The organism is Aeromonas sp. MTB (assembly GCF_056632455.1).
Genome location: NZ_CP147026.1, coordinates 2363487 through 2388524 on the forward strand (window position 1 = coordinate 2363487; position 25038 = coordinate 2388524).

The 25038-nt window shown below is 57.2% G+C and carries 18 protein-coding genes and 2 pseudogenes; 11 read left to right on the plus strand and 9 right to left on the minus strand.

Annotated features, from left to right (window positions below):
- Positions 1-185: 185 nt before the first annotated feature.
- Positions 186-770 (plus strand): hypothetical protein, encoded by a 585-nt coding sequence (locus WBR25_RS10835; RefSeq protein WP_429106610.1) that lies wholly within the window; start codon positions 186-188, stop codon positions 768-770.
- 41 nt (positions 771-811) lie between these two features.
- On the opposite strand, the gene WBR25_RS10840 is transcribed toward WBR25_RS10835, so the two are convergent.
- Entirely contained in the window at positions 812-1816 is a 1005-nt protein-coding gene (locus WBR25_RS10840) for a Wadjet anti-phage system protein JetD domain-containing protein (RefSeq protein WP_429106608.1), read from the minus strand.
- A 212-nt stretch (positions 1817-2028) separates the two neighbouring features.
- Between WBR25_RS10840 and WBR25_RS10845 the strand changes: the two genes are divergently transcribed.
- The 3 genes from WBR25_RS10845 (at position 2029) to WBR25_RS10855 (ending at position 4878) form a co-directional block, all read left to right on the plus strand.
- Positions 2029-3270 (plus strand): esterase/lipase family protein, encoded by a 1242-nt coding sequence (locus WBR25_RS10845; RefSeq protein ID WP_429106606.1) that lies wholly within the window; start codon positions 2029-2031, stop codon positions 3268-3270.
- A gap of 479 nt (positions 3271-3749) precedes the next feature.
- Positions 3750-3953 (plus strand): hypothetical protein, encoded by a 204-nt coding sequence (locus WBR25_RS10850; RefSeq protein WP_167556490.1) that lies wholly within the window; start codon positions 3750-3752, stop codon positions 3951-3953.
- Between the two features lie 298 nt (positions 3954-4251).
- A complete protein-coding gene (locus WBR25_RS10855) occupies positions 4252-4878 on the plus strand; it encodes a heme-binding beta-barrel domain-containing protein (RefSeq protein WP_042055942.1) in 627 nt (208 codons plus the stop codon).
- 36 nt (positions 4879-4914) lie between these two features.
- On the opposite strand, the gene WBR25_RS10860 is transcribed toward WBR25_RS10855, so the two are convergent.
- The 6 genes and pseudogenes from WBR25_RS10860 to cmoM all read right to left on the minus strand — a co-directional run bounded on the left by WBR25_RS10860 (position 4915) and on the right by cmoM (position 13584).
- Entirely contained in the window at positions 4915-5436 is a 522-nt protein-coding gene (locus WBR25_RS10860) for a DUF6979 family protein (protein WP_429106604.1), read from the minus strand.
- A 164-nt stretch (positions 5437-5600) separates the two neighbouring features.
- Positions 5601-5987, minus strand: coding sequence for a septal ring lytic transglycosylase RlpA family protein (locus WBR25_RS10865; protein ID WP_429106601.1), 387 nt, complete (start codon positions 5985-5987; stop codon positions 5601-5603).
- Between the two features lie 255 nt (positions 5988-6242).
- Positions 6243-10669, minus strand: a pseudogene (mukB, locus tag WBR25_RS10870) (chromosome partition protein MukB).
- Between the two features lie 3 nt (positions 10670-10672).
- Positions 10673-11392: a chromosome partition protein MukE gene (gene mukE / locus WBR25_RS10875; protein ID WP_005336835.1), complete on the minus strand. Its 720-nt coding sequence runs from the start codon at positions 11390-11392 to the stop codon at positions 10673-10675.
- A complete protein-coding gene (gene mukF / locus WBR25_RS10880; RefSeq protein ID WP_429106598.1) occupies positions 11373-12707 on the minus strand; it encodes a chromosome partition protein MukF in 1335 nt (444 codons plus the stop codon). The genes mukE and mukF overlap by 20 nt, the downstream gene beginning before the upstream one ends.
- Positions 12708-12807: 100 nt before the next feature.
- Positions 12808-13584 carry a tRNA uridine 5-oxyacetic acid(34) methyltransferase CmoM gene (gene cmoM / locus WBR25_RS10885; RefSeq protein ID WP_033113262.1) on the minus strand — a complete coding sequence of 259 codons (777 nt, stop codon included), beginning with the start codon at positions 13582-13584 and terminating at the stop codon, positions 12808-12810.
- Positions 13585-13685: 101 nt separating this feature from the next.
- Between cmoM and elyC the strand changes: the two genes are divergently transcribed.
- The 3 genes from elyC to pfkA all read left to right on the plus strand — a co-directional run bounded on the left by elyC (position 13686) and on the right by pfkA (position 16468).
- A complete protein-coding gene (gene elyC / locus WBR25_RS10890; protein ID WP_479747910.1) occupies positions 13686-14456 on the plus strand; it encodes an envelope biogenesis factor ElyC in 771 nt (256 codons plus the stop codon).
- A 135-nt stretch (positions 14457-14591) separates the two neighbouring features.
- Positions 14592-15347: a triose-phosphate isomerase gene (gene tpiA, locus WBR25_RS10895; protein ID WP_120414341.1), complete on the plus strand. Its 756-nt coding sequence runs from the start codon at positions 14592-14594 to the stop codon at positions 15345-15347.
- A 149-nt stretch (positions 15348-15496) separates the two neighbouring features.
- Entirely contained in the window at positions 15497-16468 is a 972-nt protein-coding gene (pfkA, locus tag WBR25_RS10900; RefSeq protein WP_005336840.1) for a 6-phosphofructokinase, read from the plus strand.
- A gap of 1617 nt (positions 16469-18085) precedes the next feature.
- Here pfkA and WBR25_RS10905 read toward each other — a convergent pair.
- A complete protein-coding gene (locus WBR25_RS10905) occupies positions 18086-19327 on the minus strand; it encodes a dicarboxylate/amino acid:cation symporter (protein ID WP_005360943.1) in 1242 nt (413 codons plus the stop codon).
- A 269-nt stretch (positions 19328-19596) separates the two neighbouring features.
- On the opposite strand from WBR25_RS10905, the gene ppnP reads away from it, so the two are divergent.
- From ppnP to WBR25_RS10920, 3 genes and pseudogenes are all read left to right on the plus strand, one after another.
- A complete protein-coding gene (gene ppnP / locus WBR25_RS10910) occupies positions 19597-19881 on the plus strand; it encodes a pyrimidine/purine nucleoside phosphorylase (RefSeq protein WP_005336842.1) in 285 nt (94 codons plus the stop codon).
- A gap of 154 nt (positions 19882-20035) precedes the next feature.
- Positions 20036-21420: pseudogene (locus tag WBR25_RS10915) on the plus strand (L-serine ammonia-lyase).
- 275 nt (positions 21421-21695) lie between these two features.
- Positions 21696-23066, plus strand: a complete 1371-nt coding sequence (locus WBR25_RS10920; RefSeq protein WP_005336844.1) for an L-serine ammonia-lyase — start codon at positions 21696-21698, stop codon at positions 23064-23066.
- Between the two features lie 856 nt (positions 23067-23922).
- Here the strand turns inward: WBR25_RS10920 and WBR25_RS10925 are convergent.
- Entirely contained in the window at positions 23923-24201 is a 279-nt protein-coding gene (locus WBR25_RS10925) for a YcgL domain-containing protein (protein WP_005360946.1), read from the minus strand.
- A 107-nt stretch (positions 24202-24308) separates the two neighbouring features.
- On the opposite strand from WBR25_RS10925, the gene minC reads away from it, so the two are divergent.
- Positions 24309-25028, plus strand: coding sequence for a septum site-determining protein MinC (minC, locus tag WBR25_RS10930; RefSeq protein WP_013723728.1), 720 nt, complete (start codon positions 24309-24311; stop codon positions 25026-25028).
- Positions 25029-25038 lie beyond the last annotated feature (10 nt).

Sequence of the window (25038 nt, forward strand, 5' to 3'; positions counted from 1 at the left end):
CTCCCCTGCACTCCCGTATCACCTCTCGCCTTATCTTCCGGCCACATCGCTGGGCGCGGTTGGCCCAAGGTGCTAACGTGAATACGCCAGCTGCGCATCTGTCTCGGATGCTCAGGAGAGGCCGATGTTCACGACCGCAACTACGCGGGTGAACCTGCATGACTTACATCTTTGAGGGATTATCTATGTCCAGGAATGCTGCTCTGCTCATCACCCTGACCCTGCTCGGTATCACCCCTGCCCACGCCATCAGTACCAAATATGCCGAGCAGCTGGAGCGATCTGGTTGTACCCAGGTCACCGAGGCGCAGGGCTGTGACATTCACAAAACCAAAGCGGAAAATGCCAAGGCGGGATTTGGCCCGGCCGCGGAGGGCGGTCTGAATCTGAGCTATGAGCAGAAGCTGGAGCGCTCGGGATGCACTCAGGTGAGCGAGCTTAATGGCTGCGATATCAACAAAACCAAGGCTGAGAACGCGGCTGCCAGTGTTGGCAATGCTCCGGCCGCGGCAACCAGCGCCAGCCCCTATGCGGGCAACTGGATCGCCACCTTCCCCCAAACCGGCGCTACCGTGGCCAATATCCGCATCGATGGCAAGGATCAGGTGTGGGTCAACGACAAGAAGGTCAATGCCAAGAAATCCGATGGCACGCTGGTGTTCAAGGATGGCATGGTCATCTACACCATTCAGGGGGATCGCCGCATCAAGGGTGAAGATGGCTGGGTCGATAATGATGCTGGCACCAAGGGGCCCATCAACGCCAAGTAAGCAGCTGACCACGAAATGACGGGGAGCGCGGGCTCCCCGTTTCACACCTGATTGCCTATCTCTTCCAATGACCAGCTCCGCCAGTGAGGGGCCAGAATTAATACCTCCTGTTCCAGCCAAGTCCCGTCTGTGATCAGTTTATCGAGCCAGGGAATGCCTGCTAACGCGCCATGACCATCGACCTGATCAGCCTGCATCGTCACACGCCAGGGCACCTTGCCACTGTCCGTCGCAAAGGTGCGTACCGGACGGGCATAGTGATCCAGATAAGGTTGCAACTCACAGGGAAGCCAGAGCATGGCCGGTCGATTTAGCTCGTGCGCCAGCTCGATGGCAATATCGATACCCCGTTGATCGAGATCGCCAAAATGGGCCCACTGCACGCCCGCAGGCAGCAGCGGGATCAGCTGTTTGGCCAGGGTGGTATTGCGACCGGGGGCAAAGAGCAGCAGTTGCCCGGGTTGCAGCGGGTAGTCGACAAAGGCCCCCTTGTTCTCCACCGTAATGACCCGCTCCCCTTGCCAGCCGATGGAAGCCAGCGTGCCCAGAGTCCGCTCCGGCAACGCAAACTCCCCCAGCAGCGCCATCATTGCCGTCATATCGTGCTGCTGACCCTGCAGATCGACCAGCGAGAGCGGCTCGAGGGTGCGGATGCGGATCACCTCATCCTGCGTGAGCGACAATTCCGCAAGCTGTGGCGCGGCAAGGGATGCTGACCGCGAATGCTTGCTGTCCCCATGCCAGAGGGCATAAAAGCAGGCCTGATTAAGCCGTGCAGGCAAACTCACTCCCATTCGTTGCAACTGCTTACGCTTGTCCAGTTCGGGGGGAACGACCTGCTCCAGCTGCCCGAGCAAATAAGTCCGTCCCGCCTCGGTCAACACATAAGGAGCACCACGGCCAACCGGCTTGATCCCGCCCACCGCCTGCAACAGATCCTTCAACTCCCTACCATGCCGGCTCTCAAGGGAGCAGCCCTTCTCGTTCTGGCTATCGAGCAACCGTGCACACAAATCCTGTACCCGCACCTCATTAAACAGCGACATCCTCACCTCTCCATGTGGCTTCATATGACGAAGTAGAGGTGATTTTCCCTGTCATTACCGTGACCGGCTTCGCAAGCGGTTCTTATCAACCCCGCCATGCATGGCCCGTTACTGGTAAACCCGCCACAAAGGGCGCAAGCTGGTTTGATATAGAGATACGCTGCGCTCTTCGCGGCACGACAACGCGATACCCGCTTTCATAAGGGCTTGCCATGACCGACGCCACAGACCCCTCGCCATCCTCTTCCTGGCATCTTTCGGATATCCGCGAGCTGGCGCACCTGCTGACTCTGGCGCTGCCCGCCGCGGTAGAGATCACCGAAGCGGTACATCAGGCGGTACTGAGTGGTATGGGGCTCAAGGGACGGGATGAGGGAAAAACAGCCGGGATCACCGGACTGGTGTACAAGGGGGTACATGGCACCGCCAACAACCTAAGCAGCGGCATCAACCATCTGCTCAGCCGCCTGCCAGCCACCCCGCCGCCCCACCAGATCCCCGAAACCCCGAAACGCGCGGCCCTGATCGCCACGCTCAACGGCGTGTTGGGGGACAAGCTGGTCGAGCACCACAATGCCCTCGCCACCCCCATGACCCTGCGCTATCAGGGCAAGCCCCTCGATTGGCAAGCAATGCCGGAGGATCTACCCAGCGAGGGACGGGTGCTGCTGATGATCCATGGCCTGTGCATGAACGATCTGCAGTGGCAGACCGAACACCAAGGCAAGCCGGTCAATCACGGAGAGCAACTTGCCAACGCGCTTGGCTATCAGCCTCTTTACCTGCGCTACAACTCGGGCCTGCCCATCGCACAGAACGGGCAGGCCTTGACCCTGTTGCTGGAGCAGTTGCTCGCCCACTGGCCGGGAGAACTCAAAGAGATAACGATAATGGGCTACAGCATGGGGGGGCTAGTTGCACGCAGCGCCTGCCACCATGCCGACGTGGCCGAGCTCACCTGGCCTGCGCACCTTGCCAACCTGATCTTTCTCGGCACACCACACCACGGCGCGCCGCTCGAACATGCCGGTCACTGGCTGGAGCAGTTGCTGCCCACCACCGCCTACAGCGAGCCCTTCGTCAGACTGGCGCGGCTGCGCAGTGCTGGCATCAAGGATCTGCGCCACGGCAAGGTGATCGATGAAGTGGCCCAACCCGACCTTGCCGCGCCCTTGCGCGATCCCCGCGTCCCACTCCCCTTGCCCTGCAGAGTCAACTGCTATGCCATTGCCGCGACCACTGCCACCAAGCGCAGCCTGCTGGCCGACCGGCTGATTGGCGATGGACTGGTGCCGCTACGCAGCGCCCTCGGTCAGCACAGCGAGGCGCGTCATCAGCTTGCCTTCCTCCCCGCCCATACCCTGATCGTCTATCGCACCAGCCATATGGCCCTGCTCGCCAGCCCGCAAGTGGGCCAGCAACTGCTGCGCTGGCTCGACCCCTTGCAGTTATAGCGAGCTGGCTATTAAAGCAACAGAGTGCTGGTTCACAAAGGAGCCCTGTGGCACTCTGGGACGTCAAAGGGAAGACCCACACTGACACCTCATGTGTCCCCACTGCAAAGGGGCGCCACCGATGGCCAAAGCAAGCAAGAAAGAGATCAAGAAGAAGATCGCCGCTCGTCTTGAGAAAATTGCCAAGCATGAAGGCAAGATCAAGAAGCTGAAGAAGGCCCTGAAGTAGGGCCCATCGCATAAGAAAAACCGCCAGCTGGCGGTTTTTTCATCCCTTTTTGCCCCTCTCCCATCGCTTTTGATAACGATGGACTTGATGTAAACGCCTCAAGCGCACCTCAGCAGAACAACCCGACTGAAGCCACGCACGTTCTCATCGCTGATATTTGGTCTAACAGCGCCAATCGGGCGCCGCGCGCCCCCTTGCCAGCAACTACCTTCAACGGAGTGTTTGATATGAGCCAGCAGTGGAGCGCCATATGTTCTCTTACACCCTCACCTTCAAAGATGATGTCGACCGCCTGACCGCCCCCGAGCAGGAGATCACCTTGCAAAGCCCCGCTCAGGCGGGGGATTTTATTATCCTCTCCGACGGCAGCCGCCATCAGGTGATGTTTGTCACCCACCGCGCCCACTACAGCAGCCTCTATCTCGATAAAGGGGTCAGGGTGCCGCAGAGTTAGTGACTATCGCCTTCAATTGATGGGGCTGAGTGAAATATTCACGCCGTTGACATAATAATCATCGCATCATGTCAATGTTCCTTTCTCGCTACCACGATATATCTGAGGAAGCGCGATGAAAAAATACAATATTGTCTTATATCAAATTCAATTTATTTAGCCCCGAAAAAACAAATCATAACTCACAAAAACTAACCACCATCACTCAATATCATTGACCACATCCTTGGTCCGTTATAACAATTACTTTGCTGAACATATTTATTCGCAAGTCATTATTAGTGATGGAGTTATCACAATGAATAAAGTTATCTTACCCATAGCATTAATTACCTGTGCCACGCTCGCTCACGCAGAGTCCAGCACTATTATCAATGGTCTGGATTTTGGTCCATTAGCTCAGTTGGCTGGCACATGGAAAAGCACCGATGCTGGTGGTGTAGATGTAGCACCCGGCCAGGAGGGCAGCAAAGTTGGCAAAGGGGGGCCAGCAGTTGAACCCTTTTACGAAGTCATTACCTTTGAACCGGCGGCCGATGCAAAAAATGCTAGCGAACAATATCTGGTAGCCATGTATTACAAACAGGAAGTATTCAGAAAAAGCGATAATGGGAAATTTCATGACCAACGCGGCTATCTGATTTATGACAAGACTAATCAGCTTGTTTACAACTCATATTGTATACCCCGTGCAGTCTGTGTGGTCACTGAAGGCAAAGCGGGTAACAAAATCGAGTTCAAGACGGGCAAGCGTGGTATTGCGGAAAGCAATTATATGACCATTAATGATTCCACCACGGATTTCTCGATGACTCTGGACTTCTCAGAGAAAGATCTCCTCAAATACAGTCAAACCACCAACCTGATGGTGTATGGCAAGCCATTCGCACACTCCGATAGTGCATCCCTGACCAGAACCAATTGATGTTTCATAGCCAAGGTATTCATTACCTTGGCTTTTTTATATTCGTCGATAGTCTATCCTGATGGCATCCCTATCCCACTCGGGATTGAGCACACCGGCATACCAGAGTGTCAGAATGACATCCATCTGATTGTTATGCTTCACAACCTTGCCGCTCTTACAGGCCGAGATCACCTCCAGCCATAACTGCTCGGGATTAATCGGTTTGGTAATATCCTTGTGTGACAATAAATCAATGGCAGCCAACACATATGCTCTGGTTTTGGTCGCAGCTACATAATGAACTGGCATGATGCAACTGATAAAACCAAGACTGCAAAGAGTCAAAAAAGTTACCTTTGGATTATTTTTGAATTTTCCTGTACTGATATCACCACCAAATGCTTCAGCAATAGCCATATCCCAGGCGGTGGCATGCCCATAATTATTCTGCACCATCAGATGAACAGCTCTCAGCGCTGCACCACCATATTTACCATAGATAATCATCACTAATCCCTCCGTTTGCCCCATAGTAAGGCCGAACAGGCGAGATAAGCTAAAATAAATATCAATCACGATTATCGATTTTTTCCATTGATAACAAATCCATTTTTAGCTGAATTAAATATTGATCCATGTCAATGTTATATCTTTATCTACCGAAAGGCTGACTGGTCGATGTCAGCCTTCCAATATCATTCATCAACATCCATTTTCGTGTATAAACGGGTTCACCCAGCCTAGAGCACCTCTATTTTTACTTTGATAATCCCGTCGCGAATATTGCCGATGGCGCTAAAGGCAGATTTGGAGAGATCGATAATACGCCCTTTTTTAAAGGCGCCACGGTCATTGACCTTGACCACTACGCTCTTGCCGTTGGCGAGGTTGGTGACCCGCACCATGGCGCCAAAGGGCAATTCCATATGGGCGGCGCTATTGAGGTTGTTGCGATAGATCTCGCCGCTGGCGGTCTTTTTGCCATGATAACGGTCGGCATAATAGCTGGCGTAACCGGTCTCGCTATAGCCGCGCCAGCTACCGCCGTGACTCTCGTCATAACGGCTGCTACAGGCCACCAGCAGCAGGCAAAGAGATAACAGCAGCCCTTTCTGGATATGTTGCACCTTTCCCCCTCTCCTCTCTTCTTTTCGCTCTGCGTTATTTTTACTCTTCGATGCAGTCCGTGATGCTCGCGGCATGTTTGCAAGCAACCTCTCACCTTGCCATAGCTCCAAGGCACTCGCCATGTTACTCGCCTTGTTGTCAGGCAGCAGCGACGGTGCGGCTACTTTGCCATATCTTCCATGTAAAAAGGGAGGCAAATGCCTCCCTTTCAACTAGTTACCGGTCATCCCGTGACGGGATGGGCCAGCGACTTCTCAGGCAATCAGCTTGTCATCGGCAAAGCCGAAGCCGCGCAGGCCTACCACATGCACATGCTCGTGCTTGCCCTGTACCTTGCGGATGAGCTTGTAGGTGGTGCCCTTCTCGGGGCTGATGTTCTCGGGCGCCGCGATAAGCAGCTGCATATCCTGCCGCTCGCACAGCTCGAACAGGGTGGCGATGGATTTGCCATCCAGTCGGGCCGCTTCGTCGAGGAACAGCAGGCGGCAGGGGGCGATATCCTTGCCGCGCAGACGGCGTGACTCCTCCTCCCAGCTGATCAGTACCATCAAGAGGATGGCCTGACCGGTACCGATCGCCTCACCAGTGGAAAGCGCACCGCTCTCGGCACGCAGCCAGCCGTCGGCCCCGCGCTGCACCTCGATCTCCAGCTCCAGATAGTTGCGATAGTCGAGCAACACATCGCCCATCACCTGATAGCTGCGATCCCCCTGCTCGATCTGCGGATTGAGGCGCTGGAACAGCTTGGCCATCGCCTCGGAGAAGCTCAGCTCCTTGTCGGCGAACAGATCGTTGTGCATGGCAGTTTGATCGGCCAGCGCCGTCAGCAGACGGGTGTGGGCCTCGCGGATATTGACGTTGAGGCGCACTCCGCGCACCAGACCGAAGGCGATGTTCTGCAAGCCCTGGTTGAGCACCCTGATGCGGTTCTGCTCGCGGCGGATGATGTTGGTGATCTTGGCCGCCACCTCGTGAGAGGAGAGCGACAGGTGGGTTTCCCGCTGCTTGAGCTCGTCGGCCAGACGGGCCAGCTCGATCTCCATCTCCTCGATCGCTTCGACCGGATCATCGGAGCGGATGATGTCGTTGCGAATGCGATCTTTGAGGTAACGGTAGACCTGCACATAGAAGGCCACCTTCTGCTCGGTGCTACGGTTGCCCTCGGAGAGACGCAGCGCATCGCGCAGGGCCTCATCGTGCGCCACCGCCACCCGCAGAGCGCCGAGGGCCTTGTCCGACATGGAGCGCAGCTCGTCGCTGTCCAGATACGCCAGCTCGCGCTTGTTGAGGCGCTTCTCGACGTCGGTCTCCCGCGCCAGCCGCACCACCCGCGACCAGCTCGCCTTGTGACCCACCAGGGATTTACGGGCGCTGTAGTAATCCTTGCCTTCCAGCTTGAGACGACCGCCAAGGGATTCGATCTCGCGCTTGGTCACCTGCAACTGGGCCTCGGCGCTGGTGCGACGGGAACGGGTGCGGATCAGCAGCTCTTCAATCTCTTTCTTGTGGGCGCGCGCCTTCTCTTCCATGTCATCAGAGAGGGTCAGGCCCATGGCCGCCAGCTCCTGCTCAAACTCGGTCAGGGTCTGGCGCTTGGCTTCGACGCTGGAGTTAAGGGCAGTGCGCAACTGCAGCGCCTCGGTGTGACGCTGGGCAATCTGCTTGTGCTGCTCGCTGGCAGTGCGGGCAGCCAGCTCGGCCGCCTTGAGCTTCTCTTTGAGCCGCTCGCTCATCTCGGAGGCCTTGCCCAGCAGATCTTGTGCATCCTGATAGGCAAAGTGCGGCAGACGGGCCACCAGTTGATCGAGGGCGTAGCAACGGCGCTTCTGCTCGGCCAGCAGGTCGCTCACCTCATCGTAAGCTGCCTGCAACGCGGCAAGATCCTGCGGATCCTGACGCAGTACCTGCACCATGGTTTCCAGTTTTTCCAGCGATTTGCCGTGTTTGGCGATAAAGGCTTCGGCCTGTTTCAGGGCGTCCACATCGGCATGAGCCGCCTCGAGGCGGGCCGCCAGGTCTGTCTCGGCAAACAGGTGGGCAAAGGGCAGCATCCCCTGCACCAGCTGGATATGGCGAGTCAGCTGGGCGACGCCGCTTTGGCATCACTCAGCTGCTTGTCACACTCACCGATGGCTGCTTGCAGCGTGCGCAGTTCGGCCTGTTTGGCCTGCACTTCGGCTTCGGGGTCGGGGCGGAAGGCGATATCCAGATGCTGACCGATAAAGTCGCGAAAGTGACCGTAGAGACGGTGGTACTTCTGCTGCTCGAAAGCGGCCTTGGCGTAACCCTCGATCAGACCTTCGCGCTCAAGGTCGAGCTGCTCGATCCGTTTTTCCCGGGCGGCGCGACCAAACAGCGGCAGCTCGGGGTAGCGGGAGAAGCGCACCTGACGCTTGCTGGTACGCACCAGCACGGCGTCCCCCAGCTCATCCGCTTCCACCAGATCCTCGTCAAAGGAGTCGGGGTTGCCCTGAATCAGGTAAATATCTTCCGGGCAATCTTCCAGCTTTTTCAGCCGCTCGATGGCGCCCTCAAGGTCGAGCACCACCAAAGCGCTGCGAGCCGGGCCATAGAGCGCCGAGTAGTAAGGGGCATCGTCGATGGAGATGTCGTCGTAGACATCGGAGAGCAGCACGCCCCCCACCTGCTCGGCGATGCGGGCAAGACGGGGATCCGCCTCGCCAGCCCCCAGCTGCAGGTTGCGAATTTGCAGCTCCAGCGCCTGTTTCTGTGCTGCGATGCGGTTGCTCTCCTGCTCGAACTCGCGCTCCTTGTCGAGCACTGTCTGCATACCGGCCGAAAGCTCTTCGGCGGTGGCGAGCGGCAAACCGCTCTGCTCGCGCAGCTGCTCGAGCTTTTCAAAGGATTTGAGCCAGCGCGGCGCCAGCTTGGTCAGCTCAGCAATATCGCGACCCAGCTGGGTGCCCTGATGCTCGAGGCTGGCGCGGCACTGATTCACCTCCGCCTGCTGCTCGGAGAGCTCCTCCTGACGGGTGCGCTGGGCTTCGAGGAAAATCTCCAGCTCATCGCTGCTGGCAATCAGCTGGCCAGAGGCCTGCTGCAGCTCGTCACGCAGCTTGAAGAGGCTCTTCTGGCTTTCGCTCTCTTTCTCGAGGCGAGCCAGCGCAGCGCGCAGCCCCTGCCCCTGGGCAATGCGGGCCTTGTCTTCGATGTGACGCTTGAGCAGCGCCTGCGCGGTAGGCCAGGCGGCCTCGCGCACTGTTTCCGGAGCGATGCTGAGCAGCAGCGCCAGCGCCGCTTCGTGCTCGGCCACTGCCGCCTTGGCCAGCGCCAATTGCTGTTCTGCCCCCAGCACCCGGCTGGTGAGGCTCTGCTCGGCGGCGCGGAACTGGTGCAGGGTGTCGCTCGCCTGTTCGGCGGTCAGCCCCGGCAGCTCGCACTGCTCGCGGGCAGCTTCCAGCGCCTGCACCGCCTGACGGTACTGGATGGCGCGGGTCTGCTGGATATCGAGCGCCTGCTGGTAGTCGGCCAGCTGGGTCTTGAGGCTGTCTACCTCGGCCTGCGCCAGCTCCTTGCGCTCTTCCACCTCCAGCAGCTGGCCGTGGATCTCTTCCACTACCGCCTGCTGCTGTTCGAGTTTGTCAGAGAGATCAGCCAGATCGGCGCGGTACATCTCGATCTTCTTCTGCAAGCTGACGGCCGCCATCACCTTGGCCAGATGCTCGGAGGCGGACTCCAGCTCGTCGGTCAGCAATTTTTCGCGGTTGGTGAGCTGCTCCACCTCGTCGGCCAGATAGATGGCGCGCTGTTTCTCTTCGGCCAGAATGCGGCGCTTGTCGGCCAGCTCCTGGCGAGCCTTGAGGGCCAGCTCGGAGAGGCGGCTCTTCTCGGCGGCGTTGCGCACATAGTCCGCTGCCACATAGTGGGTGGTCTCGGTGATCAGGTTCTTGAACAGATCCCGCTGACCCTGGGTCTCCTTGATGGCCTCCAGCGTGCGGCGGTTTTCATAGATGGCCGCCTCCATATCTGCAAACGCCTTGCGCACCCCAGAGTTCTCCGGCAGCAGGTATTCGCGCAGGGAACGGCTGATGGACGAGGAGATGCCGCCGTAGAGGGAGGCTTCGATCAGGCGGTAGAACTTGCCGCGATCTTTTTGATCACGCAGCTTCTTCGGGGTGATGCCGAACTCGAACATGAAGTTGTGATAGTCGGTCACCGTATTGAATTTGGCGACTTTCAGCGCCCCCAGCTCGGCGGCCGCCCCTTTCAGATCGGTAAAGGCGCGCACCCGCCCCTTGCCGCCATCAAGCTTCTCCAGCAGCAGATCGGTCGGTGCCAGATTTTCCGGCACATCCACCAGCGCAAACGGGGTGATGTTGACCTTGTTGTCACGGTTGGCCACCTGCTCGAGGTGCACGCCGACCCAGATCCGCTGTTCGCGGCTGTTCATCACTTCCAGAAGTGAGTAGCAGTGGCCGCGCTGCAGCTTGCCGTAGAGCCCCTTGTCACGGGAGGCGCTGCTCGATCCCGCTTCCGTGGTGTTGCGGAAGTGAAGCAGTGACTGGTCGGGGATGAGCGCCGCGATAAAGGCCGCCATGGTGGTGGACTTGCCCGCGCCGTTGCCGCCGGAAAGGGTAGTGACCAGCTGGTCGAGATCGAAGGTCCGGGCAAAGAAGCCGTTCCAGTTGACCATGGTCAGGGATTTGAACTTGCCTCGCACCGGTTATACCTCCAGATCCAGTTGTTCTTCATCGAGATCCGCCTCGATGTCATCAAAGAGCGAGTCGCTGCTCGGCATTTCGTCGTCGTGGAAGATAGCTTCACCCTCCTGGATCATCCGCAGCTGAACGGCGCGCGGATCTTCATCGGAGCGCACGTCAGCGGCGAAACGGAACACCGATTCGTTGACCCGGAATTTATCCCCGTTGCCAAGGGCGGTGATCATGCCAAGACGGCGCAGACGGCGCATGGAGGTGCGGATCTTTTCGAGCAACTTCTTCTTGTCAAGATCGGTACCGCCGGAGCGGCTGTTGACCATCCGCAGCAGTTGCTTCTCGTCGGCGAGGCTCAGCACCTCCTCCTGCAGCTCGGCCATGGCGAATACCCCTTCGGAAGCCAGACGATCCGGGCTCAGATAGAGGTAGCAGAGCACCTTGCCCACCAGCATATCGAGCTCGGAGAGCACAGTGGTGCCGATGTCGGAGCTCGGGCGCGGACGCAGATAGAAGAAGCCTTCCGGCGCCTTGATCAGCTCCACCTGATAGCGGCCGTAGAAGATCTCCAGCTCGCTGTGATATTCGACCAGCGCCGAATGCTGCTCGAACTCGTCGGCACTGATGTGGCGACCGGAGCGCAAGGCGGTGTCGATGCGCGGAAACAAGGGGTTGGCAATCGCCTCTGCGAGGCGCAGCGGCAAGGGAAACTCAGAATTGATCAATGACATAGGCCTGAACCTTGGATCCAGCTTGGTTAATGGGTTTCCATGCGGGTTGGCGATGCAGTTCGCGCTCGCCGCTGGCATGGCCCAGGCGCACGGCCTGGTCGATCAGAAGACGCGCCACATCGAAGTGGGCATGAGCCGGGTAGTCCAGCAGGTATTCCCGCAGCACATCGGCCAAGTCCAGCTGCTGGCCCTGCTCGGGGTAGCGGGCCAGATAGCGCTCGATACGCTCGGCCAGCTCCTGGTTGATGTCCACCATCTCGACGTACTCCATCTCGAGGGGCACCTCACCGGTCACCTCCTCGTCGTGGATGGCGATGGTCTCGTCGCGCAGCTCCAGCAGACGGGGCTCTTCGGCCACCCGCAGCTGCCAGTTGTGCTGCTCGAAGTTGCGGATAGACTCGCGCAGCCGCTGGCTGAAGGCGCGGTTCTTGTCCATATCGATGGCGTTGCGGATAAATTTGTGGACGTGTCTGTCGTAGCGGGACCAGAGCTCGATGCACTGCTGACCCCAGCTGGTGATGACGTCAAGGCGCCCTTGCAAGGCGTGAGTCAGCTCCTCGACGTGGAACAGATCATCTCGCCCCTGCGCCGCTTCCTGAATGTTGAGCAGCCCCGCCTGCAGGCGGTGGCCGGCAGCGTCCAGGGTATCCTGCAGCTCGCGCAGGGTCTGGCCGGTCTCGTGCAGCAGCTTTTCGCAGCTGTGAATGGCATCGACCCAGTTCTGGGTCAGCAGGGCCGCGATTTCGTTCTTGACCTGATTCTGCTGCTCATCCATGGCTCGCTGGGTGAGATCGATGCGCCCCAGGGTCTCTTCCAGCGAGAAGGTGAGGCGCGGCAGCACCTCGGCATCCCACTGCTCGCGGGTGTTGGTCTCGAGCGCCGCCTTGCGGGCGGTGTCGAGCTCGGCAGCCAGGTGTTCTAGCAGAATGGAGAGCTTGATGGAGTCAACCTGACGCTGATCCATAAAGAAGTCGACGATGCTCACACCCAGGCGTGACAGGCGGTAGAGGCTCTCCCCCGCCACCATGTCTGTGTTGAAGCGCGACAGCAGCTGCTGGCGAATGAGATCGTTGATGGCGTTGTTGGCGCGACCGGTGAGGGTCTCGTCCATCTGGCCGAAGGCGCTGCTGACATAGCCAAAGGCATCGTGCAGCGCCGCTTCCGACAGGTCCGATTCATCTTCGGACAGGGTCTTGATTGCAATCAGAAAGGCCAGCCGGTCGGTTGGCAGGCTCAACGCCAACCCCTCCTGCCTGACCCACCCTACTAGCTCCGGCAAAGAACGCTCTGGCAGGGTACGGGATGTACTCATCATGATGTTGTCATCTCGTTGTTGTATTGGGCGCAAAATCGTGCGCGCGGCTACATCCGGTAGCATCGAAAACATGGTTCACATCGACGTGAACAGCGAGCAATCAGCTGGCCGGCTTCTGGGCCATCACATGGATATAGCGACCGAGGGAGACAAAAGGCTCCTGACGGCAATATTGCTGCTCCATGGCCAGCAGATCGTCGAACTTCTCCACCTGATCCTGCTTGTGACGCATATAGTCGTGGATCACCCGCACCCCGGTCTTGCCGATGATGCGCAGCCCCCCGCGACCAATCCAGTCATAGACCTGCTCCGGCAGCTGGGGGTTGGTGGGCGTAAGCGCAGTCTGGCGCTTCTTGCGAAGGCCAAGGCGCACATAGTCAAAATTGCCCACCACCAGGCTCTGGAACAGCAAACCATGACGGTTGTAGAAAAGCAGCGACAGTATGCCCCCGGCATTGACGAAAGGGAACAGACCCAGCAAGGTCTGGCGCGGCTCGGCGAGCCACTCCAGCACCGCATGGCAGAGCACCAGATCAAAGGTCCCGGTCACGTGTTGCTTCAGATCCTGGATGGGGCAATGGATGAGACGGATTTTGTCTTCCAGCCCCTTCTCAGCGATCTGGCTGCGGGCCAGTTCCAGCATTTCTGCTGACAGATCGCACAGCTCCACCTGATGGCCCATGGCCGCCAGCTTCTGGGCGAAATAGCCAAAACCGCCCCCCGCATCGAGGATGCGCAGCGGTCGGTTGCCAAGGCGGGCCAGGCAGGCTTCGATGTCGCTCCAGACAATGGTGGTGCGGATGCGCCCCTTGGTGGAGTCGTAAATGTTGCGGGCGAACTTGTCGGCGCGCCCGTCAAAACTCTGATCGTGCTTCAAGGAGAAACTCAACATTAGCGCCACAGGGTTGTGGCCATCCCAAAAAAGAGAGGTATTCTGTCACATCCCGAATTTGCTGAAAACTCAAGGAAGTGTCTGTCGTGTTTGTGCTCAAAAAGTGGCTGGGTCAGCTGTTGATGCCGCTCCCCTTCTCCCTCTCCCTGCTGCTGGTCGCCCTGCTGCTGCTCTGGTTCACCCGTTTTCAGAAAACCGGCAAGCTGCTGGCCACTCTCTCGCTGCTCATTGTGGCGCTGATGGGGATGCGGCCGGTGAGCTATGAACTGGCCCGCGGGCTGGAGCAGACCTACCCGCCATTCGAGGTGAGCCAGCATCCCAACATCGAGGCCATCGTGGTGCTCGGCAACGGTCATGTCAGCGACCCGGCGGTACCGATGCGCAGTTGGCAGAACAATATCTCGCTGGCCCGCACTCTCGAAGGGGTTCGCCTTGCCCAGGCCTATCCCGACGCCGAGCTGGTTTTCTCCGGCTATGTGTCGGGGGAGCCCCTCTCCAATGCCGAGGTCAATGCCCGGATGGCCGAGAGCCTCGGCATATCCCGTTCGCGGATGACGTTGTTTGAAAACAACAAAGACACTCATGATGAAGCGGTCAGTATCAGCCGCCACCTCAAGGGAAAAGAGGTGGCACTGGTCAGTTCAGCCACTCATTTGCCGCGCGCCATGGCCCTCTATCAGGGTCAGGGACTCAAGGCCGTACCGGCCCCCACCGATTACACCGCCAAGCAGAGCCAGGTACCCCAGCCCCTCTACAGTTATTTACCCAAAGGGCGTTATTTGATGTATTCCGAAGCTGCCATCCACGAATGGATTGGGGTATGGTGGGCTCGCTTGCGGGGGCAGGTTAACGAATGAGCGATCAAGCGTTTCATTCCTGATTTGGATCAGGAAAGCGAAAAAAAATTACGTCATTTGCCGCCGGGTCAGCTATCTTGGGCTCGGTTCAATTCATATAATGTCGCGCAATCAAATGCCTAGGAGATATACAAGATGAGACAGCACCTGGTAATGGGTAACTGGAAACTGAACGGCACCAAGGCTTCTGTAGAAGCTCTGATCAAAGGACTGACCCCGGCTGCTGCCGCTCATCCTTCTGTGCAAGTCGCCGTCTGCCCGCCGGTTATCTTTTTGGGTCTGGTTGAGCAACTGACCGCTGGCAGCAAGATTGCCTACGGTGCCCAGAACGCTGACGTTCACGAGTCTGGTGCCTTCACCGGCGAGAACGCCCCCTCCATGCTGAAAGCCTTTGGTTGCACCTACTCTCTGGTCGGCCACAGCGAGCGTCGTACCCTGCACGCAGAGAGTGACGACGTGGTTGCTGCCAAGTACGAAGCGATCCAGAAAGGCGGCCTGATCCCGGTTCTGTGCATCGGTGAAACTCTGGAGCAGTTCGAAGCCGGCGTGACCAAGAACGTGGTTGAGACCCAGCTGAAAGCCGTTATCGACCGTTGCGGTATCGCCTCCTTCAACAACGCCGTTATCGCTTACGAGCCGGTATGGGCCATCGGTACTGGCAAGACTGCCACTCCGGAAATCGCTCAGTCCGTTCACGCTCACATCCGTCAGTACCTGGCCGGTTTTGATGCCGCCGTTGCTGCCAAAGTACAGATCCTGTACGGCGGTTCCGTCACTGGCGCCACTGCAGCCGACCTGTTCGGTCAGCCGGACATCGACGGTGGCCTGGTCGGTGGTGCGTCCCTGAAAGTGGACGACTTCTCCCAGATCATCGCTGGCGCTGCCAAGTAATCGCTGATTACGGCATAGAGAGGGGCTCGTCCCCTCTCTTGTATCGCTTTTCCTATGGTGGCCCCCGCATCCCATATGAAAGCCGATATAGTAAAAGTGGCTTGTCTATTTAAACATTCGTATTTGACAACTCAGATCCAGAGGCACTCATGACCAAACAAATCAAACGTATTGGTGTTTTGACCAGTGGTGGCGACGCACCGGGTATGAACGCAGCCATTCGCGCCGTGGTTCGCGCCGGTTTGCATCATGGCCTGGAAGTTTACGGTATTTATGATGGCTACCTCGGTCTGCACCAGGATCGCATCGTTAAGCTGGAGCGTCACAGCGTCTCCGACGTGGTGAACCGTGGTGGTACTTTCCTGGGTTCTGCCCGTTTCCCTGCCTTCAAAGACCCCGCAGTGCGTGCCGAAGCGATCGAGAACCTGAAAAAGCACGGTATCGATGCGCTGGTCGTCATCGGTGGTGACGGCTCCTACATGGGTGCCAAGAAGCTGACCGAAGAGGGTTTCCCCTGCATCGGCCTGCCGGGCACCATCGACAACGACATCGCCGGTACCGACTTCACCATCGGCTTTGATACCGCTCTGAACGTGGTTGTTGACGCCATCGACCGTCTGCGTGACACCTGCAGCTCCCACCACCGTATCTCAGTGGTCGAGATCATGGGTCGCCACTGTGGCGATCTGGCCATGTCCGCCGCCGTTGCCGGTGGTGCCGAATATGTGATCGTGCCGGAAGTGGCTTTTGACAAAGAGAAGCTGCTCAAGCAGATCAAGGAAGGCGAAGCCAAAGGCAAGAAGCACGCCATCATCACCATCTGCGAGCACGTTACCGACGTGAACGCGCTGGCCAAGGACATCGAAGCCCTGACCGGTCGTGAAACCCGCGCCACCATCCTGGGTCATATCCAGCGTGGCGGTGCCCCGACTGCTCGTGACCGCATCATGTCCAGCCGTATGGGTGCCTACGCCGTTGAGCAGCTGCTGGCTGGTCACGGTGGTCGCTGCGTCGGCATTCAGCGCAACGAGCTGGTACACCACGACATCATCGACTGCATCGAGAACATGAAGCGTCCGTTCGATCAGGAGCTGTACAACCTCTCCACCACCCTGTTCTAAGCCACGCGGCTTTTTACCGGCTGTTGATGACAAAAACCCTCCATCGGAGGGTTTTTTTATATCTTACAAAAACGGGTGCATCGGCACGCTGTGTGCCCCTCACCATATGGGTTGCCTGATCCCAACCCTTGCGCCATAGGACAGATTACTAACCTTCCCCTCCTCACACCAACCGGCATCAGCCTACGCACAGAGTTCCGGTATCGTCGTGGATGTTTTATCACTGCGAACAGGCTTGCGTTGAACTGCGCCCTGTCGCCCCTGAAACCAGCTTGTTCAGCCTCCTAGTCATACGCCGCTTTTTATATCTCAATCTTGCAGAAGGGATTCAGATATCTTCCCCAACCATGCTCCGGCGCTGCGCTCGTATTGCACTCACATGACTCACGCAGATGCACACGCAAATCGCTACTCGCGCCCAGCCCAGCCCAGCCCAGCCCAGCCCAGCCCAGCCAGAGAATACGCCTCTGGCCTATTGCGCACCTCACTCTTGCTGCGGCCATGTCTATTCCGAGGCCAACGGGGAAATTGGCGGTGATAAAACAGCCAGCTGCTACTCTGTATCCCCCCGATGCACGGCTCTCCTCCCTATGAACCCAGTGTATTGCTGTAAAAATGCGGAGACTCCGGACTGATAAAGTGATGGTGTGACAAGGGTTGGCAACCAGACTCTCTCCATAGACTTCTATTGGATGGACTATCTACGTCAGGAGTCGTCAAATCATTGCCCCGCACACTTTTCATGACCTTAATGACACTATTACGAGGAGGAAAACTTATTGAATGCCATTAAAGCCCCATACAAAACCCATCACAAAGCCAGCCAGCAACCTACCAACTAATTGAATTTAAATGAAATAATCATAAAAACAGAATATTGAATGCCTGACATGCCAGAGCAGGTGATAAAATCAGCTCAATGTGACAAAAATAACCATCTCAACCAACCACACACATAAAACAGCTATTTTATCAACTCACACCTTGTTTTACCCCCTTGTTATGGTATCTTGACTACATCAACCAACAACTTAGGGAGAGAAAAATGAAAGAGTTTGTCGTTACTGCCGTTTTCACGGTGTTTTTCACCCTGGTTGCTGTCTCTCTGCCCTCACTGTCACAGTTCTGAGCCGGATAGAGAGGCATCAATCCGGACCGACCCTCTTTGTCATGTCTGTTTAATCGCCACCAACTGGCGCTTTTCAGCAATAATGCCGAGATGGTCAACATAGATATGATTTCATCACGTTGACGCTGTTTCTTTCGCCACAAGGGTGTAACCAGGATGGTTTAACCATATGGCCTGATGGAGTAGAACCAGCAGCAGATCATATCCGAGGGGAGCAAGGCTCCCCTTTTTGTTACCCGCCGTTTGACAATCCCCTCCCCCGTCATCTACAACAGGCCGGTTGAAGCCACACGGCCCATGCCCACAACTGATGTTTTCCCCTCCTGTACTCTCCATTCAACACAGCTAAATCCGTCAGCAATCTCTTGTGCACACCTTTACTCTGATACTTGTCCGGCAGATATAAAAAAGCCCCCGCCATCATGGCAGGGGCTCGCGTTACGCAGTGTCAGCTCAGGGCTGTTATATCTCAGTCCAGCTCAAAGCAGTTATGCCTTGTTCCAACGCTCTGGGTCATATTCCGGGCTAAAGCGGTCAACAATGACAGCACAGGCCGCATCGCCGGTGATATTGAGGGAGGTGCGGATCATGTCGAACAGACGATCCAGCGCGAACAGCAGCGGCAACCCTTCAATGGGGATCCCGGCCGCCAACAGCACGGCAACCACCAGGAAGCTTGGGCCCGGCACACCGGCCTGACCGATCGCCCCCAGAGTGGAGGTCACAATGATGGCCGCCCAGGCGCCGACGCTCAGATCGATGTTGTAAACCTGCGCGAAGAAGATGGCGACCAGACCGTAATAGATGGCGTTGCCGCTCATGTTGATGGTGGCACCCAGCGGCAACACGAAGGAGGCGGTCGCGTTGGTCACTTTCAGATCATGCTCGCAGGTCTCCATATTGACCGGCAGGGTCGCCATGGAAGAGGCGGTGGAGAAGGCCACGATCTGCGGCTTCTTCATGGCAGAGAGGTACTTCATTACCGGCGTGTTGGAGAACATCATCACCAGCAGCGGATAGACCACAAAGCCGAAGATGAGGATGGCAGCCACATAGACCACGAACAGCTTGAGTACCAGGGTCAGCACATCGAAGCCATAGGTACCGATGGCCTCAGCCATCAGACCGAACACCCCGAGCGGCGCGATGATCATCACCTTGTTGATCATCCAGACGAAGGCATCCACCAGGGTATTGAGCCCATCGACCAGTGGCTTGGCCCGCTCGCGCGGCTGTTTGGCCAGCGCAATGCCGAGGAACATGCAGAACACCAGGATCTGCAGGATGTTCGCTTCGTTGAGGGAGTTGAAGACGTTAGTGGGGATCATGCCAAGCAAGGTGGCGACTGCATCAGGCAACGCCCCTTTATCGGCATAGTCACCACCAAACATAGAGGCAACGGAAGCGAAATCGACCCCGACACCCGGTTTGAAGATCTGCCCCATCACCAGTGCCAGCAACACGGCCAACGCGGAGGTCACGAGAAAGAAGGCCAGCGTCGCTGCACCGATCTTGCCCGCCGCCGGGCTGGCGCCCAGATTGGCGGCGCCGGAGAGGATGGCTACCGCCACCAGCGGGATCACCAGCATCTTGATCAGCTGGATAAACAGGGTACCGAGCGGTGCAAACACGGTGGCTTGTTCACCCATGAACGCGCCGACCACTGCGCCCAGTACCATGGCGACCACAACCTGGAAGCCGATGTTTTTAATGAGTCCTTTAGTTAACACAATATGTTCCTTTATGTAGCAAAATTCACACTTTCCCAGTGCAATTAACCAAACAGGGGAATGAGCGGCTGCCCATTCCCCTGTTTGCGCGTGTTATCTCACATTTAATTGCTGTTTTAAATCAGCAAATCATTAACCTTGGCTATTAATAAGTTTGCGAAAAAGTGAAGATTCAAAGCGGTCTCGGCTATTTTTACCTCATCCCCCATGACAACTGGCAAAAGATTGTGCTAGTTTGGCTGCACAAACGTACACACAGGGATGTAAAGATGCTGAAAGTTAACGAGTATTTCGACGGAAATGTAAAATCCATCGGTTTCGAACAAAAAGGCGAGAAATCAACCGTCGGGGTGATGAACGCCGGTGACTACCTGTTCAACACTGCCGCCCCCGAACGGATGACAGTGATCAAGGGCGCCCTCACCATCCAGCTGGCTGATGAAGATGAGTGGCACACCTACAGCCAGGGTGAATCCTTCCTGGTGGCCGGTCACTCCTCCTTCAAACTGGAAGTGAAAACCCCCACAGCTTATCTGTGCGAATTTCTCGACTGATCAGGCCGGTTGAAGGGGATCAGCCCCTTCAACCTTCTTGGGCAACCCCCAGCCCTATTATCTGTGTCCATGTCACAGCACCGCACATCCCCGCTTTCCATCCACGGCAAAAATCCTAGAATAAACAGACATAAACCATCACCGGATTGATGTCATGATCAGCGTGTTTGACCTGTTTTCCATCGGAATTGGCCCCTCCTCTTCCCATACTGTCGGCCCCATGCGTGCCTCTTACGCCTTCGTCCAGCAGCTCAAGCTGCAAGGGCATCTGCCACAGGTCACGCGGGTCGAAGTGGAGTGTTACGGCTCGCTGGGCCAGACCGGCAAAGGGCACGGCACCGGCAAGGCAATCATTCTGGGGTTATCGGGCTTTGAACCGGAATCGGTCGATATCGATGCGATTCCCGCCATTCTGGCCCGAGTGGAAAATGAGCAGAGCCTGCAGTTGGCAGGCGAGCAACCAAGCCATTTTCCACGCACCGGTGCCATCATCTTCAACCGCCGCAAAACCCTGCCGGCCCACACCAATGGCATGACTCTGCGGGCCTTTGATAAAGAGGAAAACCTGCGCTTCAGCCAGACCTACTACTCCATCGGGGGCGGCTTCATCATTGAAGAGAGCCACTTTGCCACCGCCAAGGAAGAGGCCGCCAAGTCTGATGCCGAACATCCTGTCCCCTACCCGTTCGACAGCGGCGCCCAACTGCTGGCCCACTGTCAGGAGAGCGGCCTCTCCATCTCGGGGCTGATCCTGGCCAATGAGCGGGTCTTTCGCAGCGATGAGCAGATAAAAGCGGGGCTGCGCAAGATCTGGCAGGCGATGCAGGGCTGCGTCGAGCGAGGCTGCAAAAGCGAAGGGGTGCTGCCGGGCGGCCTCAAGGTTCGGCGCCGCGCCCCGGGGCTGTTCCGCCAGCTAAGCTGCGAGACCAACTTCAACAAGGATCCGCTGATGGTGATGGAGTGGGTCGATCTCTTTGCGCTGGCCGTCAATGAAGAGAACGCCGCCGGTGGCGGGTGGTCACCGCCCCCACCAATGGCGCTGCGGGCATCATCCCCGCCGTGCTGCACTACTACGATCGCTTCGTCCACAAGGTGGATGACGAGACGCTGATCCGCTACTTCCTCACCGCGGCTGCCATCGGCATCTTATATAAGAAGAACGCCTCCCTCTCCGGCGCCGAAGTGGGTTGTCAGGGGGAAGTGGGAGTCGCCTGCTCCATGGCGGCTGGCGCGCTGACCGAACTGCTGGGTGGCAGCCCGGCCATGGTGGAGAACGCCGCCGAGATCGGCATGGAGCACAATCTCGGCCTCACCTGCGATCCCATAGGCGGACTGGTGCAAGTGCCCTGCATCGAGCGCAACGCCATGGGGGCGGTCAAGGCGATCAATGCCGCCCGCCTCGCCCTGCGCGGCACCGGCGAGCACAAGGTGTCGCTCGACAAGGTGATCAAGACCATGTGGGAAACCGGCAACGACATGAAGACCAAATACAAGGAGACGGCCCGTGGCGGCCTCGCCGTTAACATTACCGAATGTTAAAAAATGGCAAATGACTCCATTTGGTTCCTAAATGCCCGGCATCGCCGGGTATTTTTATGGGCAAACGCTTAACAAAATGGATAAGCACAAAAATAAATTTTATACTCGCGCCTCAGATTCAACAAAAATAGATCTATTTCAACTTTTTTTAGGTCTGGAGCCGTTACACTACGGTTATCTGGTTCTGTGACCTGCGCTGACAAGCGCGTTCCATGGATCTCCCAAATTTCTGTGAGTGGGCATGCCGCCCCCTTCTACCCTGAGGTAATAGTGACATGATCAGCGTTTTTGATATCTTCAAAATCGGTGTAGGCCCCTCTTCTTCCCACACTGTTGGCCCGATGAAAGCGGCCAAACAGTTTGTTGACGAGCTGCGCGCGGGCGGCAAGATCCGCGATGTAACCCGGATCAATGTCGATGTCTACGGCTCCCTCTCCTGGACTGGCAAAGGCCACCATACCGACACCGCCATCATCATGGGCCTGGCTGGCAACCTGCCGGAAAATGTCGATATCGATGCCATCCCCGAGTTTATCTCCCGTGTTGAGCAGACCGAGCGTCTGCCGATTGGCCTGCACTGCCACACCGTCAGCTTCCCGCGTGACGCCATGGTATTCCACGACGAAGCCCTGCCGCTGCACGAAAACGGCATGAAGCTGACTGCGCTGATCGAAGATGAAGTGGTCTACAGCAAGACCTACTACTCCATCGGTGGCGGTTTCATCGTTGACGAAGAGAACTTCGGCAAGGCTGACAGCGGCGACATGTCCGTACGCTATCCGTTCAAGAGCGCCGCTGAGCTGGTTGCCCACTGCAGCCAGACCGGTCTCTCCATCTCTGCCCTGATGATGGAAAACGAGAAGTGCTTCAACACTCCGGAAGAGATCTACAAGAAGTTCGGCAAGATCTGGAACACCATGCGTGAAGGTATCGAGCGCGGCTGCCGTACCGAAGGCGTTCTCTCCGGCCCGCTGCGTGTACCTCGTCGTGCCGCACCGCTCTACCGTCAGCTCAACACCAACGAGAACCTCTCGAGCGACCCGATGAACATCGTTGACTGGGTCAACATGTTCGCTCTGGCCGTGAGTGAAGAGAATGCTGCCGGTGGCCGCGTGGTCACTGCCCCGACCAACGGCGCTGCCGGTATCATCCCGGCCGTACTGGCTTACTACGACAAGTTCATCCAGCCGGTTGGCCGTGACGAGTACACCCGTTTCTATCTGGCTGCCGGTGCCGTCGGCATCCTCTACAAGATGAACGCCTCCATCTCCGGCGCCGAAGTGGGCTGTCAGGGTGAAGTGGGTGTCTCCTGCTCCATGGCCGCTGCCGGTCTGACCGAGCTGATGGGCGGTAGCCCGGAGCACGTCTGCGAAGCTGCCGAGATCGGTATGGAGCACAACCTGGGTCTGACCTGTGATCCGGTTGCCGGTCAGGTACAGGTGCCTTGCATCGAGCGTAACGCCATCGCAGCCATGAAGGCTGTCAACGCCTCCCGTATGGCCCTGCGTCGTACCTCCAAGCCGCGCGTCTCCCTGGACAAGGTGATCGAGACCATGTACATCACCGGCAAGGACATGGACTCCAAGTACCGTGAAACCTCCCGTGGTGGTCTGGCCATCAAGGTGATGCAGGTTGCTTGCGAATAAATAGGGGTTGCGACCCTCATCTGAACAAAGGCGGGATATCCCGCCTTTTTTATTGCCCGAATGGGATGCCGGGCACTTATACCGGCATACCGACCATTTCACTGTAGGGCGTCGCTGATATACCCCTGCTACGCCACCGCAATGCGGATTGCCTTGTCTGCATACCTCTCTAATTACATCCCTTGATTAACTCGTCTCAATGGATTGGAAGCGACATTCTACCCTGCCAGTAACCTTTACCCGCTATCTTGCCCCGGTCACGCTTTCACAACTAATCGATATCGAGATGACCCCTCAGCTCAATATCCCCCCCCTTTGGTCATACCCTTGTTTGGCAAGACGCGGTTACCACTCACCCTGCGGATTATCACGCCGCCACATTGATTTCCACCTATGTGGCACTTTCGTGATCAGGGCAAACAATCAAGCACACAAACAGGGGGTTAGCTCATCATTTTGGCCACAGCGCATCGCACAAACTGGTTTTAGTACAGTTATCACCGCCCTCTTTACTCGCACTTTGATGGACAACTCATCACGCAGTGGAGGCCAAAAAAACGCCCAAGGAAGAGGCTGAAAATAATCGATGAATGAGCCAATAGCCGTTGAAATGGAGGATATGAGTACGCGCCACTCGCTATTTTTGTGAGCGCCAGCAAAGGTTGACGATATGGTGTTGGGAGCAGATTGACTTTCTATTTAAACAGCGAAAAGTGAATATCACCAAAGGGAGGGTTTAATTTGGCCAGATCCTGTCACGGGATTATCGCAAGCTACCTCTCCGGAGCCGGAATGCGTCATGCAGAGTCACAAAGAATTAGCCCCGCTGGGCAGATCACACAACGGGGCTGGATATTCAGGATGGTTTTTTCAGGCTGGCCTTGTGCTGCTCCAGCAAATTCTCGGGGGGCGGTGGCACCTGCAGGTAGAACCCCTGGTTGGTCAGCGCGGCCATCACCTTGCCGACATCAGCCAGCCCCAAGGGCTTGGCCGGATCCAGCTTGGTCATCAGCACCAGCTCGGGACGCCCGAATGCGCTCAGCAATGGCTCGGGAACGCGGGAGAAATCCTCTCTTTTTTCAACAAAAAGGTAGGTCTCGGCTTTTTTGCGACTTTTATAGACTGCACACAACATGGAAATTGATATAATCCGACGAGTTTATTGCCTCTGATGGGGGCAAACTATAACATCAGGAATTGAATAACAATAACGGATTAGCATCTCTGCCTCGGGGAAGATTCATGGTTGAGCGCGATAACGAATTGAAAGGGACCACCTTCACTATTTCTGTGTTGCATATCAGCGATGGCGAGCCTGAGCGGATCCGTCAGTTGTTGGCCGAAAAAGTGGCCCAGGCACCCTACTTTTTTAATTGTGCGCCGCTGGTGATCAATGTTTCCCGACTGGAACATATTCCCGATTTCGAACAGCTCAAGGAGCTGGTGGAGTCCGAAGAGTTTGTGCTGGTCGGCATCACGGGGGCGCGCAGTGAAGAGATGAAGACAGCCGCCAAGGCGGTGGGACTGGCCGTGATGGCCTCGGGCAAGAGTCGCAAGAGCGAACCGGAACCCGAGCCTGCCCCCGCGCCAGCCGCCCCTGAGGTGGTTCCCGAGCCCGAACCCGCCCCCTTGATCCCGAGCAAGGTACATGTGGGACCTGTTCGTTCCGGCCAGCAGATTTACGCCGCCGGCACCTCGCTGGTGGTGCTGGGGTCCGTCAGTCCGGGAGCCGAAGTGCTCGCCGACGACAGCATTCATATTTATGGCACCCTGCGTGGCAGAGCCATTGCCGGTGCCCGGGGCAACACCCAGGCCCGGATCTATTGCCAGCAATTACAGGCCGAGCTGCTCTCCATCGCGGGCACATTCCAGCTGAGCGATGCATTGCCGGCAGGCCTGATCCAGCAACCGGTACACGTCCGGCTGGACAACGAACAACTCCGAATAGACCGTATCAAATAGAGTTACAAGG

What these genes read in the sequence shown, in the direction of transcription:
- WBR25_RS10835 (WP_429106610.1), top strand. Translation starts at nt 186, where the DNA reads ATGTCCAGGAATGCTGCTCTGCTCATCACCCTGACCCTGCTCGGTATC.
- WBR25_RS10840 (WP_429106608.1), bottom strand. Translation starts at nt 1,816, where the DNA reads ATGTCGCTGTTTAATGAGGTGCGGGTACAGGATTTGTGTGCACGGTTG.
- WBR25_RS10845 (WP_429106606.1), top strand. Translation starts at nt 2,029, where the DNA reads ATGACCGACGCCACAGACCCCTCGCCATCCTCTTCCTGGCATCTTTCG.
- WBR25_RS10850 (WP_167556490.1), top strand. Translation starts at nt 3,750, where the DNA reads ATGTTCTCTTACACCCTCACCTTCAAAGATGATGTCGACCGCCTGACC.
- WBR25_RS10855 (WP_042055942.1), top strand. Translation starts at nt 4,252, where the DNA reads ATGAATAAAGTTATCTTACCCATAGCATTAATTACCTGTGCCACGCTC.
- mukE (WP_005336835.1), bottom strand. Translation starts at nt 11,392, where the DNA reads ATGTCATTGATCAATTCTGAGTTTCCCTTGCCGCTGCGCCTCGCAGAG.
- mukF (WP_429106598.1), bottom strand. Translation starts at nt 12,707, where the DNA reads ATGATGAGTACATCCCGTACCCTGCCAGAGCGTTCTTTGCCGGAGCTA.
- tpiA (WP_120414341.1), top strand. Translation starts at nt 14,592, where the DNA reads ATGAGACAGCACCTGGTAATGGGTAACTGGAAACTGAACGGCACCAAG.
- pfkA (WP_005336840.1), top strand. Translation starts at nt 15,497, where the DNA reads ATGACCAAACAAATCAAACGTATTGGTGTTTTGACCAGTGGTGGCGAC.
- ppnP (WP_005336842.1), top strand. Translation starts at nt 19,597, where the DNA reads ATGCTGAAAGTTAACGAGTATTTCGACGGAAATGTAAAATCCATCGGT.
- WBR25_RS10920 (WP_005336844.1), top strand. Translation starts at nt 21,696, where the DNA reads ATGATCAGCGTTTTTGATATCTTCAAAATCGGTGTAGGCCCCTCTTCT.
- WBR25_RS10925 (WP_005360946.1), bottom strand. Translation starts at nt 24,201, where the DNA reads ATGTTGTGTGCAGTCTATAAAAGTCGCAAAAAAGCCGAGACCTACCTT.
- minC (WP_013723728.1), top strand. Translation starts at nt 24,309, where the DNA reads ATGGTTGAGCGCGATAACGAATTGAAAGGGACCACCTTCACTATTTCT.